Origin of the sequence: Dokdonella ginsengisoli (assembly GCF_042652785.1) — a bacterium.
Classification (GTDB): Bacteria; Pseudomonadota; Gammaproteobacteria; order Xanthomonadales; family Rhodanobacteraceae; genus Dokdonella_A; species Dokdonella_A ginsengisoli.
Genome location: NZ_JBHSHD010000013.1, coordinates 14,498 through 28,753, shown reverse-complemented (window position 1 = coordinate 28,753; position 14,256 = coordinate 14,498). Strand labels below are relative to the sequence as shown.

The window sequence follows — 14,256 nt, the reverse complement described above, 5'->3', positions numbered from 1 at the left end:
GGCGGGGCGCCTGCGCGCCTCTTGCGACGATTCTTCATCTTGCGTTGACATCACCGGACGGTACCGGCGTCCGTGGCACGCAAAGTGCGTGCTATCCTCGAAAACCATTCCGGAACACGGCTTTCCGGCGGCCCCAAGCGGACATGACGCCAACGTGATCGAGATTCCCGGTTACCGCTTGTTGCGCCAGCTCGGTCGCGGCGGCATGGCTACGGTGTACCTGGCCGTGCAGGAATCGGTCGATCGCGAAGTCGCGCTCAAGATCATGTCGCCGGCTCTGCTCGCCGACCCGAATTTCGGCGAGCGCTTCCTGCGCGAGGCGAAGATCGCCGCACGCCTGCACCACCGTCACGTCGTCGGCATCCACGACGTCGGCCGCGCCGGCGACTACCACTACATCGCGATGGAGTACCTCGGCGGCGGGCCGGTGCTGGCAAAGGACGGCAGCACGCGCGAGCCGGCGTTCGCGCTGCGCGTGATCCGCGAGATCGCCGGTGCCCTGGGCTACGCGCAGGAAAAGGGTTTCGTCCACCGCGACGTCAAGCCGGACAACATCCTGCTGCGCGACGACGGCTCCGCCGCGCTGACCGACTTCGGCATCGCGCGCGCGCTCGACTCCACCCTGCGCATGACCAAGACCGGCGCCGTCGTCGGCACGCCGCACTACATGAGCCCGGAGCAGGCGCGCGGAAAGCCGGTCGACGGCCGCTCCGACCTGTACGCGCTCGGCGTCGTGCTGTACGAGATGCTGGTCGGGCGCGTGCCGTACCAGGCCGACGACTCCCTCGCCATCGGCATCATGCACATCACCCAGCCGGTGCCGGTGCTGCCCGATGGCATCGGCGCGCTGCAGCCGCTGATCGGCCGGCTGCTCGCCAAGCAGCCGGAAGACCGCTTCCAGACCGGCCAGGAAGTGGCCGCGGCGATCGTCGAGATCGAGCGCCGCTTGGAGAGCGGCGGCCTGCCCGAACTGCACGCCCTGCAGCCGATGACCGCCAGCCGGCACCAGACGCCGTTGCCGGAAAGCTTCGGCGCGGCCGAGCCGGCTCCCGCCGCCGCGAGCGGCGCCGCGGAACGGGCGGAACCCAGCCTCGGCCGCATCGACCAGATCGTCGCCGCGCTCGACGGCGACGCCATCCGCGCCGAGCGCAGCCCCGCGCCGAGCGGCCGCACGCCGCGCCCCGGCACGCCGCGCGGCGGCCTGCTGGCGATCGGCGCGATCGCCGTGCTGGCGATCGGCGCGGTGTTCGCCTGGAGCAACCAGGACCGCCTGCGCGCGCTGCTGCCGCGCACCGAATTCAACGACACGCTGTCGCGCGCGCAGCGCGCGCTCGAAGCCGGCAATCTGACCGGCAAGCAGGGCGAAAGCGCGCGCGAGCTGTTCCTCGCCGCGCGCGCGCAGGATCCGGACAACGACGTCGCACGCCGCGGCCTCGACGCGGTCGGCCGCCAGCTGCTCGGCCGCGCGGAAGCGGCGCTGAAGGCCGGCGATCTCGTCGGCGCGCGCGAAGCCCTCAACGATGCGCGCGAACTGCTCGGCGGCGGCGCCGAGGTGGAACGGCTCGACGCGTCGCTCAAGCAGGGCGAATCGCGCGGCGACGAGGTCGGCGAATGGCTGGCGTCGGCGCGCAGCGCGCTCGATGCCGGACGCATCACCGGCAGCGGCGGCGCGGCCGAGCTGTACCAGCGCGTGCTCGCCGGCGACAAGGACAATGCGCTCGCCCTGGCCGGGCTGCAGAAGGTCGCCGATGCGCTGGCGGCGCAAGCGCGCAGCGCGCTGGCGGCCAAGGACGTGACGACCGCGGCCGCACGCAGCGACGATATCGCGCGCATCCTGCCCGCGTACGCGGGACTGCCCGACCTGCTCGGCCAGATCGCGCAGGCGCGCGAGGCCGAACGCGTCGCCCTCGAGGAAACCGTGACGCGCGCGGAGGCGCAGCTGCGCGCCGGGCGCGTCAGCGGCAGCGAGGACGCGGCGCTCGAACTGTTCCGCGCGGTGCAGAAGCTTGATCCGGCCAACGCGCGCGCGAAAGCCGGCCTGCGCAAGGTCGCGCAGGCGTTCGTCGTGCAGGCCAACGCGGCGATCGACGACAGCAACGCCGGCGTGGCCGACAAGTGGCTGACGCAGGCATCCGAACTCGCGCCGGACCTGCCGGACCTGCGCGCTTCCCGCGCCAACCTGCGCGAGCTGCGCGAACGCCTGGCCATCGGCGCCGAACGCAGCGCGCCGACGCCGGCACAGATCGAGCAGGTGCGCCGCCTGGTCGCCGAGGCGGGCACCGCGGCCGCGGCCGGGAATCTGATCGTTCCGCCCGGCGACAGCGCGTACGACAAGTACCGCGCCGCGCTGGCGATCGACGGCAACGACCGCGAGGCGCTGGCCGGCATCGCGCGCCTGCCGGCGCGCGCCAAGGAGCTGTTCGCGCAGGCGCTGACCGACGGCGCGCCGCAGCGCGCCCATGCGCTGCTCGACTCGGTGCGCCAGATCGCGCCGGACGACGCCGCCGTTCCTTCGATGACCGAAAAGCTCGTCAACGCCTTCCTCGACCAGGCCGATGCGCGCATCGGCGAAGGCCGTCGCGAAGACGCCGTGCGTGCGCTGAGCACCGCTCGCGGACTCGCGCCGGGCAATCCGCGTCTGGCTCCGCTGGAAGCGCGCGCGCAGGCGCTGGCGGCCAAGCCGTGATGAAGCGGGGATCGGGGATCGCGGACTGGTGATCGGGCGGCGTTTTCAAAGCCCCGTCGCTGCAGAATGCCGCCGTCTCGCAACCGTCTTCTTCCCATCCCCAATCCCGAATCTCCAATCCCGGCCTCTCCATGTGCCTGCTGCTGATCGCCGTCGATGCCGTTGCGCGCAAGCCGCTGCTCTTGCTCGGCAACCGCGACGAATTCCATGCGCGCGCCAGCGCGCCGGCGCAGCCGTGGCAGGAGGACGTCCGCGTGGCCGGCGGCCGCGATCTGGTCGCCGGCGGCAGCTGGCTGGCTGTGCGCGACGACGGACGCTTCGCGGCGGTCACCAACCTGCGCACCGGCGTTCCGGCGACGGCGCCGCGTTCGCGCGGTGATCTCGTGCGCGACTTCGTGCTCGGCGACGAGACGCCGGCCCGCTATCTCGACGCCCTGCGCGCGAACGCCGGCGACTTCGGACCGTTCAACCTCGTCGTCGGCGACGCCGACGGCGTGTTCGCGCTCGGCAGCAGCGACCGTCGCGTGCGTGCGCTGGCGGCCGGCGTGCACGTGATCAGCAACGGTCCGATCGGCGTGCACTGGCCGAAGACCGAGCGTCTGCAGCGCCGCTTCGAGCGTCTCGTCGCCGAACACGGCGGAGCCGTCGGCGACGCGCCCCTGCTCGACCTGCTGCGCGACGAGACCCAGCCGCCCGACGCGGCGCTGCCCGATACCGGCGTCGGCGCGGCGCTGGAACGCGTGCTGGCGCCGATCTTCATCCGCGGCGAGAGCTACGGCACGCGCGCCGGCACGCTCGTCGTGCGGTCCGCCGAAGGCGCCTGTGTGCTGCACGAACGGCGCTTCGGCCCGGCCGGCGCCGCCGAAGGCGAAGTCCGCTGGCACGGCCAGGCGCCGCACGGCTTCACCGGCGGACCGCTGTAGTATCGAAATCCGACGCGCGGGGGCGCGGGTGTGCAAGGCGGGCAGCATGACCCTGCGCGGTCGGTTGCGGAATCTGCTGGCGGGGGCCGGGCCGGCGTTGCCGGCGGTGGAGCCGGTGGCGAACGAAGCGCCGTCTTCCGTTCCGGGCGAGCCCGAACCGGCCGCCGCGGAGCCGCCGCTCCCGTCGACGACGACCACCTCCCACCCGAACGGGCATTTCTATTCGCCGGTCGTCGACACGGCCGAGCTTGCCGGCCTCGAACACCGGCTCTGGCCGCGCTCGCCGCAGGTCGCCGGCATCGACTTCAACGACGCTTCGCATGCGCAGATCCTGCGCTGCGCGTTCCCGCGCTTCATGCCCGGCTACGACTATCCCGAGGTGCTGGAGGAGTCGTCGCAGCTCACCGGCTTCTTCACCCGCAATTCGCAGTTCAGCTGGCTCGACGCGCGCGCGTACTTCGTGCTGCTGCGGCACTGGCGGCCGCGGCGCGTGGTCGAGATCGGCTCGGGATTCTCCACGCTGCTGGCCGCCGACGTGAATCGCCGTTTCCTGGATGAACGGCTCGACCTCACCTGCATCGAGCCGTACCCGCGCGAGTTCCTGCTCGCCGGCGTACCCGGCGTGTCGCGGCTGCTGCAGGCCAAGGTGCAGGACGTCGACCTCGCCGAATTCGACAGGCTGGAGTCGGGCGACGTGCTGTTCGTCGACTCCTCGCACGTCGCCAAGACCGGCAGCGACGTCAATTTCATCTATTTCGAGATCCTGCCGCGGCTGGCCGACGGCGTGCACGTGCACATCCACGACATCCATCTGCCGCACGAGTACCCGCGCGACTGGGTGATCGCCGAGAACCGCAGCTGGAACGAGCAGTACCTGGTGCGCGCGCTGCTGATGGACTCGCGGCGCTACGCCGTGGAGTTCGGCTGCAACTACGCCTTCCATCGCTTCCCCGACCTGGTGCGCGAAGCGCTCGGCGGCCGCGGCTTCGGCGGCGGCAGCCTGTGGATCCGCGTTCAGCAGGACCGCGCCGGCGCGGCCTAGCGCAGCACCTGCCGCAGTGCCTCGCGCGCGGCGGCGAACGAGAAGTGCCGTTCGACGTTGTCCAGGCCGTTCGTCGACAGGCGGTTCCACAGCGCCTCGTCGCGGTACAGCCGCACCACGTGCGCGGCGAACGCGGCCGCGTCGTCGGCGACCAGCACGTCCTCGCCGTCGCGCACGTGCATGCCCTCGACCGCCGCCGACGTCGCCACCACCGGCAGGCCGTAGCTCATCGCCATGTTGACCTTGCCCTTGACGCCGGCGCCGTAGCGCAGCGGCGCGACCGAGAGGCGGCAGCCGTCCATGTACGGCGCGATGTCCTGGATGTAGCCATGCACCAGCACGTGCTCGTCGGCGAGCGCGCGGATCGCGTCCGGCACCTTGCTGCCGATCACGTGGAAGGTCACGTCCGGCAGCTCGGCGCGCACGCGCGGGAAGACCTCGTGCACGAACCACTCCACCGCGTCGGTGTTGGGCGGATGCTGGAAGCCGCCGACGAAGACCAGATCGCGGCGCTGCCCGTACGGCTGGCGGCAGCCGTAGATCTCATGCACGTTCGACAGCACCTCGACGCGCGCGCCGGGCGCTTCGCGCGCGAGCAGTTCCTGCTCGACCGGGCTGACGACGAAGGTCACGTCGCATTCGCGGATCAGCTTCAGCTCCTGCGCGCGCGTCGCCGCGGCGTGGCGCGCGAGTTCCGGCTTGCCGGACAGTTCGGCCGCGCGCTGCTCGCGCAGGTAGTGCAGGTCGACGGTGTCGAACGCGAGCGTGGCCTGCGGCGCGTACAGGCGCACCAGGCCGACGTAGCTCGCCGCGACGTAGTGGCGCGACAGCACGATCAGGTCGAATTCGCGCCCGCGCTCGCGCAGCAGCGCGATCGGATCGGCCGCGTAGGGGCTGTACAGCGCCTCGACGCCCAGTTCCTGCAGGTCGGCGGTGTAGCGTTCGATCCAGGCGCGGTTGTCGGGCAGGAAGCTGGTCTGGCAGCCGAGGTCGGCCAGCACGCGCATCAGGTTGACCATGCGCAGCGAGCCGGAATCCTGGTCCGGCGTCGGCGTGGTCGCGTCGACGATCAGTACCCGCTTGGTCGCGCGATGGGTCGCCGCGCGCGCGATCGGCGTGCCGGGCGCGGGCTGGCGTGCCAGCGCGTCCTTCCACTTGTCGAGGAACTTCTCGCGGTTGATCACCTGGTAGCGCTTGGTGCCGCTGGCGACGTCGGTACCCGAGGTGACGCCCTCGAAATGCACCACGGTCGCCGCCGGCTCGTAGTAGACCTTGAGGCCGGCCGCGCGCACGGCGAAGGCGAGGTCGGTGTCCTCGTAGTAGGCCGGCGCGTAGCGGCGGTCGAATGCGCCGAGCCGTTCGAACAGCTCGCGCCGGATCGCGATCGCGGCGCCCGAGCAGTAGTCCGCTTCGCGGCGGAAGCCGAAGCGCGCGTCGGCCGGGTCCTCGAAGCGGCCGTAGTTCCAGCCCGAGCCGTCGTCGAAGACGATGCCGCCGGCCTCCTGCAGGCGGCCGTCGGGATAGACCAGCTTGGCCCCGACCAGGCCGGCCTGCGGTGCCTCCTCCAGACAGCGCACCAGCGCTTCGAGCCAGCCCGCGGTGACCACCGTGTCGTTGTTGAGGAACAGCAGGTGGTCGCCGGCGGAGGCCGCGGCGCCTGCGTTGCACGAGCCGATGAAGCCGAGGTTCTGCGCGTTGCGCAGCACGCGGATGCCGGCGACGTCGGCCAGGCGCCGCGGGGTCTCGTCACTGGAGCCGTCGTCGACGACGACGACCTCGAACGGGATCGCGCCAGCGTGCTCGGCGATCGAGCGCAGGCAGGCGCTGGTGTAGGCGATCTTGTTGTAGACCGGAATCACGATCGACACGCACGGGCGGTCGCTGGTCGGCACCGCGAACGGAGCGAAGTCGTCGCCGGGCTCCGGATAGGCGATGCGCGCCTGCGCCGGGCCGCCGCCGCGGCGCAGCTCCTGCGCGACGCGGCGCACGGTGCCGGCCAGGCCGCGCTGGGCGAGGCTGCCGCGCACGCGCGAGGCGAGGCTGCGCAGGTGCAGGGCGCGATAGGCCAGGCCGGCGCGCAGCGCGCGCAGGCGGGTGGTGGTCGCGCGCAGCGGCCGGGTCACCTGCCAGGAACGGCTGGCCAGGAGCGCCTCGCGATCGCGCGCCAGCAGTTCCAGGTCGGCGATGGTCTTGCGCTGCCGGTCGGTCTCCTGCAGCAGCCGTTCCTGATTTTCGTACAGCGTGCGCAGCTGCGTGCGCGCCTCGACCAGCTCGCGGTCGAGCCCGTGCCCCCATTCGCCGCGCCGCCGGCTTTCGCGCTCGGTGGCGGCCAGGTCGGCGCGTACGGTGCGTTCGCGCTCGCGCGTCTGCACGAAGGCGTGTTCGAGCGCGGCCTCGTGCAGCGCTTGCGCGCCGGTCGAGACCAGCGGGTAGCGCGCGACGGCGCGCGGCGGCAGGTCGAACAGTCTGGCGTAGGCCTGCGCGGTTTCCGCCGGCGTCGGCTGGCGTTCGCCGGCGAGCCTGGCGCGCACCGCGTCGAGCGCCTCGCGCCGCTGCGTCAGCGCGTCGACGCGCGCGACGATCGCCTCGACGTCGGTGTCGACGAGGAAGCCGTCGCTGCCGTCCTCGATGCGTTCGGCCAGGGCGCCGATGCGCGTGGCGATCACCGGCAGGCCGAGGCTGCGCAGCTCCGACAGGATGTAGCTGAAGGTTTCCGCGACGGTCGGCAGCAGCAGCGCGGCGTCGGGACGGATTTCGGCGAGCAGGCGCGGCAGCTCGTCGCGCCGGTAGTCGAGCACGACGTGCAGGCCGCTTTCGCCGAACAGCACGTGCGCGTCGGCGCCGGCACCGAGCAGGAACAGGTCGGCGCGCTCGCGCAGCCGCGGCAGCGCCGCGCGCAGCAGCGCGGCGCCCTTGCCGTGGCGGATGCGTCCGGGCACCAGCAGGCGCAGCCGTTCGCGTGGCGGCGGCGCCGCGGGCCTGGGCGCATCGGCAGGCCACGGCGCCAGGCCGTGCGCGATCACCTGCGCCGGCAGCGCGCGCAGCTCGGGAGCCAGGCGCAGGTGGTTGGCGAGCGCCGAACGGCTCGGCGCGATCAGCGTCGCCGAGGCATCGCGCAGCGCCGCGACGGTGGCGTCGCGCAGCCGCCGCCAGTGCTGCGGGTCGCGGTCAGCGAATTCGCCGCCGGCGCCGGCGGCGAGCAGGTCGGCGGCGCGCTGCGTCTCGTCGAAGGCGAGCGCGGCGTCGCCGAAGTCGCGATGCAGCACCGGCCACAGCGGATAGTGGTCGTGCACGACGCAGTACAGCGGCAGCGGCGTACGCAGCGCGTCGAGGCTGTGGCCGATCAGCGAGGACACCACCACCGCGTCGACGCAGTAGTCGCGCAGCACGTCCGCCAGCACGCGGCGATATGCGTCGTCGCCGAGCGCGGTGTCGGCGATCGGCCGCGGCAGCGGCCAGCGCCGCAGCGGCGGACCGTCCGGCGAGCCGGCGCGCAGTTCCAGCCATTCGCCGTGGCGGCAGCTGGCGAAGCGGCCGCGCGCGATCAGCACCAGGTGATGCGCCGCCGTATCGGCCGCGGCGAAGTCGCGCACCCAGCGTTCGGCGCCGCCGCCCCAGCCGTGCAGGACGTGCAGCAGCACTGGCCTGGCGTCGAGTCCCGGCCGTGCCGGTGTCACGCCCGCCTCGAGCGCGGCGGCCAGGCGCTCGCGCAGCGGATCGAGCGCGGACGGCATGGCCGCGTCACGCGCCGCCGGCTCCGCGTCGGCGCCGGTTTCGACGTACAGGTGATCGAGCCGCACCACGCGCAGGCCGCTCGCGTCGAGCGCGTCGCGCTCGCGCAGCCGTTCGGCGCCGAGCTGGGCCAGGCGCTCGCCGTGCCAGGCCGACAGCGCCGGCAGGGTGGGCGGGAAACCGGCGTCGTCGTCGAGGCGGCGGTCGGAGCAGACGTAGCAGAGCGCGTCCAGGCGCTGCGCATCCGCGCCGTGCACGCCGGCCAGCCGCAGCACGCCGCTGCGGCCGGGGTCGAGGTGCCGTTCGTCCAGCGGCAGGGCGCCGAGCACGTCGGGACGCTCGAGCGCGCGCAGCAGCCGTTCGACGGCGAACTCGGGCAGGTCCAGGTCGGCGCGCAGCAGGATCAGATTTTCGCCCGGAAAGGCGCTCGCCGCGGCGCGCAGCAGGTCGAGCGGATCGGCCGCGGCGGCGTCGCCGGACAGGCGATTGGCCGCTTCGCGCCAGGCGTCGCTGGCGCCCAGTACCGTGAACGCGGCGGAACGCGGCAGCCGCTCGCGCAGGGCCTGCAGCCGTTCCGCGCTCGGCGTCTGCGCCGCGTACACGCACACGCGCAGCGGGATCGCGGCGGATGGGCGACTGGGCCGTTCAGCCATCCCGTCGCCGGCGGAAGGCTTCGCGGCGATCGGGGTGACGTGCATCCAGACTCCGTACCAAAGGCGCTAGCCCGAGGATTATCGCCGATCTGGCCGCTCCGGCGCGAAACCGCCGTCTCGCCACCTGCGATGCGGCGCGGCTACACTGCGCGCGCCTCGATCCGGTCCGCCGATCGCCTCCTTCCAGCCGCTTCTTCCGCCTAGCCTGCCGTTACAGCGAATGAGCCGTCTTTCTTCCCCGCGGGTTTTCTGAACGTGTTGCGCACGGCCTGGCGTGTGTTGCGGATTCCGTTCTGGATCGGCCTGGGCCTGGCGATCGGATTCCTGGTGCCGTACACGTGGTATCTGGACCGCGAGGTGCGCAGCCGCTTCGACGACCTGTCCTGGGAGTACCCCAGCCGCGTCTACGCGCGGCCGCTGCAGCTCGCCGCAGGGCTGCCGATGAGCGCCGATGCGCTGCAGCTCGAGCTGGACGCGGCGCGCTACGTCGACGATGCCGTGGCGCGTGTGCCGGGGACGTTCCACCGCGACGGCGCGCGCTGGACGATCTCGCGGCGCGGCTTCATCTACCTCGACGGGCGCGAGCGCGAGCGGCGCATCGCGTTCACCCTGGCCGGCGGCCGCGTCGGCGAGCTGGTCGACGCCGACAGCGGCGCCGCGCTGCCCGGCGCGCGGCTCGAGCCGGCGCGCATCGCCACGCTGTACGGCACGCAGCAGGAGGATCGCCGCGTGGTCCAGCTCGGCGAGATTCCGCCGCTGCTGCTCGGCGGCCTGCAGGCGGTCGAGGACCGCGACTTCAAGAGCCATCGCGGCATCGACCTCGGCGCCATCGCGCGCGCGGCGTGGGCGAACCTGGTCGCCGGCCGCGTCGTCCAGGGCGGCTCGACGCTGACCCAGCAGCTGGTCAAGAACCTGTTCCTCGACCGCAGCCAGACCTTGATGCGCAAGCTCAACGAGGCGCTGCTGTCGCTGCTGATCGAGGCGCGCTACGACAAGCGGCGCATCCTCGAGGCCTACGTCAACGAGATCTTCCTCGGCCAGCAGGGCGGCCAGGCCGTGCACGGCTTCGCCGCGGCGAGCGAGTTCTACTTCGGCCGCGACGTGCGCACGCTCGGCGCCGCCGACATCGCGCTGCTGGTCGGCATGGTGCAGGGGCCGAGCCTGTACGATCCGCGCCGCAATCCCGAACGCACGCTGGCGCGGCGCAACCTGGTGCTGGGCATGTTCCGCGACACCGGCCTGCTCGACGACGCCAGCCATGCCGCCGCGATCAGGCAGCCGATCGGCACGGCGACCAAGGCGACCCTGCCGCGCGACCGCTACCCGGCGTTTCTGGACCTGGTGCGGCGCCAGCTCAAGCAGGACTATCCGGACGCGGAACTCAACAGCGCCGGCCTCGCCATCCACACGACGCTGGCGCCGTCGGCGCAGGCGCTGGCCGAGAGCGCCATCGACAAGGCGCTCACCGGCCTGGGCCAGCGCGGCGACGCGGTCGAGGCCGCCGTGGTCGTCACCGGCGCGCAGGACGGCGAAGTGCAGGCGATGATCGGCAGCCGCGACGTCGACGAGCCCGGCTTCAACCGCGCGCTCGACGCGCTGCGGCCGATCGGTTCGCTGGTCAAGCCGTTCGTGAATCTGGTCGCGCTGGCGCAGCCGCAGCGCTACTCGCTGGCGACGCAGGTCGACGACAGCACGATCGACATGGCGCAGCCGAACGGCACGCGCTGGCAGCCGCAGAACGACGACCGCCAGACGCACGGCCAGGTGCTGCTGATCGACGCGCTGGTGCGCAGCTTCAATCTGGCCACGGTGCACCTGGGCCTGCGCGTGGGGGTCGACCGCGTGCGCGGCTTCCTGCAGTCGTTCGGCCTCGGCCGCGAGATCAACCCCAATCCTTCGCTGCTGCTCGGCGCGGTCGAACTGAGCCCGTTCGACGTGACCCGGCTGTACCAGTACCTCGCCGCCGACGGCCACGCCATTCCGCTGCGCGCGCTGCGCGGCGTGCTCGACGCGCAGGGCCGGCCGCTGACGCGCTACGCGGTGAAGCCCGGCGGCGGCGACTACACGACCGCGGCGCGGCTGGTCACCTACGCGATGCAGCAGGTCGCCGTCAGCGGCACCGCGCGCTCGATCGGCGAAGCGGGGCTGGGCAACCTGCGCGCGGCCGGCAAGACCGGCACCAGCGACACGCAGCGCGATTCCTGGTTCGCCGGCTTCACCGGCAGCACGCTGGCGGTCGCTTGGGTCGGCCGCGACGACAACAAGCCGACGCGGCTGATGGGCTCGACCGGCGCCTTGCGCATCTGGATCGAGCTGATGAAGCGCCTGCCGACGCTGCCGCTGAACGTGCCGCAGGACGGCATGGAGCGCGTGTGGGTCAGCACCGAGGGCAAGCGTTCGGATCCGGCCTGCAGCGGCGCGCGCGAACTGCCGTTCGCGACCGGCTACGCGCCGGCGGAGGAGGAGCACTGCCCGATCGACCAGCTCAAGCAGTTCTTCGGCGGCGGCTGACGGTCATGCGAGAATCGGCGCTCGTTCCGACACGACGGATGAACATGAAGGCTCGCTACATCGGTTTCTCGGCCGTGCTCGCGCTGGCGGGCTGTACGCAACCGCCGCCGGCACCGGCGGTCAAGCCGGCCGCGGTGGCGGTCGATCCGGTCGCCGCGGTGCGCGCGATCCGCGCGGCCGGCGAAGGGCTCGATTCGGCCGTGCAGGTGCAGCCGTTGCGCGATCCGGCAATCGACGGCTTCCTCAGCAAGGCGCATGCGGCGGAGGCGGCGAAGGACTACGCCGGCGCGATCGCCGCGGCCAATTCCGCGCTCAAGCTCGCGCCGGACGCGCCGGACATCCTGCAGTACGTCGCCGAGCTGGAAATCGCGCGCGGCAACTGGCTGCCGGCCGAGCAGACCGCGATCAAGAGCTTCACGCTCGGCCCCAAGGTCGGCAGCCTGTGCGCGCGCAACTGGCAGACCGTGGTCGAAGCCCGCACGGCGCTGGCCGATTCCGCCACCGTGGCGCAGGCCAGGCAGCGCCTGAAGGAATGCCGCGTCGCGCCGCGTCTGCGCATGTGAGTGGGGCCGGGCTGAGGGCTGTGAGGGCTGAGATCGAGGACTGCAGGCGGCATGGGCGCGGCGCTCGCTCTCAGCCCTCGGCCCTCACAGCCCTCAGCCCTCAATCCTCAGCCCTCAATCCATGACCACCGCCGCCGATCTGCTCGGCCCCGAGGGGCCGTTCGCGCGGGAAGTGCCCGGCTTCTCGTCGCGTGCCTCGCAGCAGTCGATGGCGGTGGCGGTCGAGGAGGCGATCGCCGACCGCCAGATGCTCGTCGCCGAGGCCGGCACCGGCACCGGGAAGACCTTCGCCTATCTCGTGCCCGCGCTGACGTCGGGCCGGCGCGTGATCGTCTCGACCGGCACCAAGACGCTGCAGGACCAGCTGTTCCACCGTGACCTGCCGCAGGTGCGCGGCGTCCTCGGCGCGCGCGTCGGCGCGGCGCTGCTGAAGGGCCGCGCGAACTACCTGTGCCTGCACCGGCTCGAGCAGACGCGGCAGGAAGGGCGTTTCGCCGGCCGCGAACAGGTCGCCCAGCTGCAGTCGATCCACGTCTGGTCGACGCGCACGGCGTCCGGCGATCGCGCCGAACTGGCCGAGGTGCCGGAGGATTCGCCGCTGTGGCCGCGCGTGACCTCGACCACCGAGAACTGCCTCGGCGCCGACTGCCCCGCGTTCGGCGAATGCTTCGTCGTCAAGGCGCGGCGCGCGGCGCAGGAGGCCGATCTGGTGGTGGTCAACCACCACCTGCTGTTCGCCGACCTGGCGATCAAGCAGGAGGGCTTCGGCGAGATCCTGCCCGGCGCGCACGCGTTCATCCTCGACGAGGCGCACCAGATTCCGGAACTGGCCGGCCAGTTCTTCTCCACCACGCTGTCGGCGCGGCAGCTGACCGAGCTGGCCGGCGACACGGTCGCCGAATGCGCCAACGTCAGCGGCGCGTTCGCCTCGCTGCAGGCGCCGGTCGACGCGCTCGGCGCGACGATCAAGCGCCTGCGCCTGGCGCTGGATCGCTTCCCGCCGAAAGGGTCGTTCGTCTCGATCGAGCGCGACGCCGAGGTGGAACGCGAACTGGAAACCCTGCGCGTGGCGCTGGACGACTTCAACGAGATCGTCGGCAAGCACGCCGAACGCAGCCGCGGCCTGGGCAGCATCGCCGAGCGTGCCGCCGAGCACGCGGCCAAGCTCGCCCACCTGACCGACGGCAGCACGCGCGACGCGGTGCACTGGTACGAACTCTCGGTGCACGGTTTCGCCTTCCACGCGACGCCGCTCGACCTCGCCGCGCCGCTGCGCGAGCTGCGCGAGCAGAGCCGCGCGGCGTGGATCTTCACCTCGGCCACGCTGTCGGTCGCCGGCCGCTTCGATCATTTCGCGCGCCAGCTCGGCCTCGACGATCCGGTCACGCTGAACCTGGACAGTCCGTTCGACTACGCGCGCCAGGCGCTGGCTTATCTGCCGCAGGGCCTGCCCGATCCGGCCGCCTCCAACTACGTCGACTGCGTCGTCGACGCCGCGGTGCCGATGCTGGAGGCCTCGCGCGGGCGTGCGTTCCTGCTGTTCACCTCGCACCGCGCGCTGCGCCGGGCCGCCGAGCTGCTGCCGACGCGGGTCGGCTTTCCGCTGTTCGTGCAGGGCACGGCGCCGCGCCATCGCCTGCTGACCGAGTTCCGCGCCTCGGGCAACGGCGTGCTGCTCGGTGCGGCCAGCTTCTGGGAAGGCGTGGACGTAGCCGGCGAGGCGCTCAGCCTGGTCGTCATCGACAAGCTGCCGTTCGCGGCGCCGGACGATCCGGTGCTGGTGGCGCGGCTCGACGCGCTGCGCGAAGCCGGCGGCAATCCGTTCGCCGACTGGCAGATCCCGACCGCGGTGATCGCGCTGAAGCAGGGCGCCGGACGCCTGATCCGCGACGTGCACGACCGCGGCGTGCTGATGCTGTGCGATCCGCGCCTGACCACGCGCGGCTACGGCCGCATCTTCCTCGCCAGCCTGCCGCCGCTGCCGCGCACGCGCTCGCTGGCCGAGGCGGCGGAATTCTTCGCCCCTCCGCCCGCCGGCTGAGACCGCCTCCAGCAGCCGATCGGCACGCCTCCGGCCGTACCCTCGGGTACGGTTTTTTGCGCTGCACAGCAGCGTGACTATTACAGTAGCGAACTGTTCGAATAG

Annotated in this window: 7 protein-coding genes; 6 read left to right on the top strand and 1 reads right to left on the bottom strand. The window is 72.5% G+C overall.

The genetic code is table 11. The features are described from left to right. The first annotated feature begins 154 nt into the window (after window positions 1-154). The 3 genes from ACFO6Q_RS16795 to ACFO6Q_RS16785 all read left to right on the top strand — a co-directional run bounded on the left by ACFO6Q_RS16795 (window position 155) and on the right by ACFO6Q_RS16785 (window position 4,651). The gene (locus ACFO6Q_RS16795; protein WP_380022270.1) at window positions 155-2,686 is read left to right on the top strand and encodes a serine/threonine-protein kinase; all 2,532 of its coding nucleotides are present in this window, start codon (window positions 155-157) and stop codon (window positions 2,684-2,686) included. A 131-nt stretch (window positions 2,687-2,817) separates the two neighbouring features. After that, complete coding sequence (locus ACFO6Q_RS16790) at window positions 2,818-3,609, top strand: NRDE family protein (RefSeq protein WP_380022269.1); 792 nt, start codon at window positions 2,818-2,820, stop codon at window positions 3,607-3,609. A 46-nt stretch (window positions 3,610-3,655) separates the two neighbouring features. Further along, on the top strand, window positions 3,656-4,651 hold the full coding sequence (locus ACFO6Q_RS16785; RefSeq protein WP_380022268.1) for a class I SAM-dependent methyltransferase: 996 nt from the start codon (window positions 3,656-3,658) through the stop codon (window positions 4,649-4,651). Here ACFO6Q_RS16785 and ACFO6Q_RS16780 read toward each other — a convergent pair. Further along, entirely contained in the window at window positions 4,648-9,081 is a 4,434-nt protein-coding gene (locus ACFO6Q_RS16780) for a glycosyltransferase (RefSeq protein WP_380022267.1), read from the bottom strand. The two genes, ACFO6Q_RS16785 and ACFO6Q_RS16780, sit on opposite strands and share 4 nt — an antisense overlap. 210 nt (window positions 9,082-9,291) lie before the next feature. On the opposite strand from ACFO6Q_RS16780, the gene mrcB reads away from it, so the two are divergent. From mrcB to ACFO6Q_RS16765, 3 genes are all read left to right on the top strand, one after another. After that, the gene (gene mrcB, locus ACFO6Q_RS16775) at window positions 9,292-11,547 is read left to right on the top strand and encodes a penicillin-binding protein 1B (protein WP_380022266.1); all 2,256 of its coding nucleotides are present in this window, start codon (window positions 9,292-9,294) and stop codon (window positions 11,545-11,547) included. Between the two features lie 38 nt (window positions 11,548-11,585). After that, window positions 11,586-12,110, top strand: coding sequence for a tetratricopeptide repeat protein (locus tag ACFO6Q_RS16770; RefSeq protein WP_380022265.1), 525 nt, complete (start codon window positions 11,586-11,588; stop codon window positions 12,108-12,110). A 121-nt stretch (window positions 12,111-12,231) separates the two neighbouring features. Further along, entirely contained in the window at window positions 12,232-14,151 is a 1,920-nt protein-coding gene (locus ACFO6Q_RS16765) for an ATP-dependent DNA helicase (protein WP_380022264.1), read from the top strand. Window positions 14,152-14,256: the final 105 nt, after the last annotated feature.

What these genes read in the sequence shown, in the direction of transcription:
- ACFO6Q_RS16790 (WP_380022269.1), top strand. Translation starts at nt 2,818, where the DNA reads ATGTGCCTGCTGCTGATCGCCGTCGATGCCGTTGCGCGCAAGCCGCTG.
- ACFO6Q_RS16780 (WP_380022267.1), bottom strand. Translation starts at nt 9,081, where the DNA reads ATGCACGTCACCCCGATCGCCGCGAAGCCTTCCGCCGGCGACGGGATG.
- ACFO6Q_RS16765 (WP_380022264.1), top strand. Translation starts at nt 12,232, where the DNA reads ATGACCACCGCCGCCGATCTGCTCGGCCCCGAGGGGCCGTTCGCGCGG.
- ACFO6Q_RS16785 (WP_380022268.1), top strand. Translation starts at nt 3,656, where the DNA reads ATGACCCTGCGCGGTCGGTTGCGGAATCTGCTGGCGGGGGCCGGGCCG.
- ACFO6Q_RS16770 (WP_380022265.1), top strand. Translation starts at nt 11,586, where the DNA reads ATGAACATGAAGGCTCGCTACATCGGTTTCTCGGCCGTGCTCGCGCTG.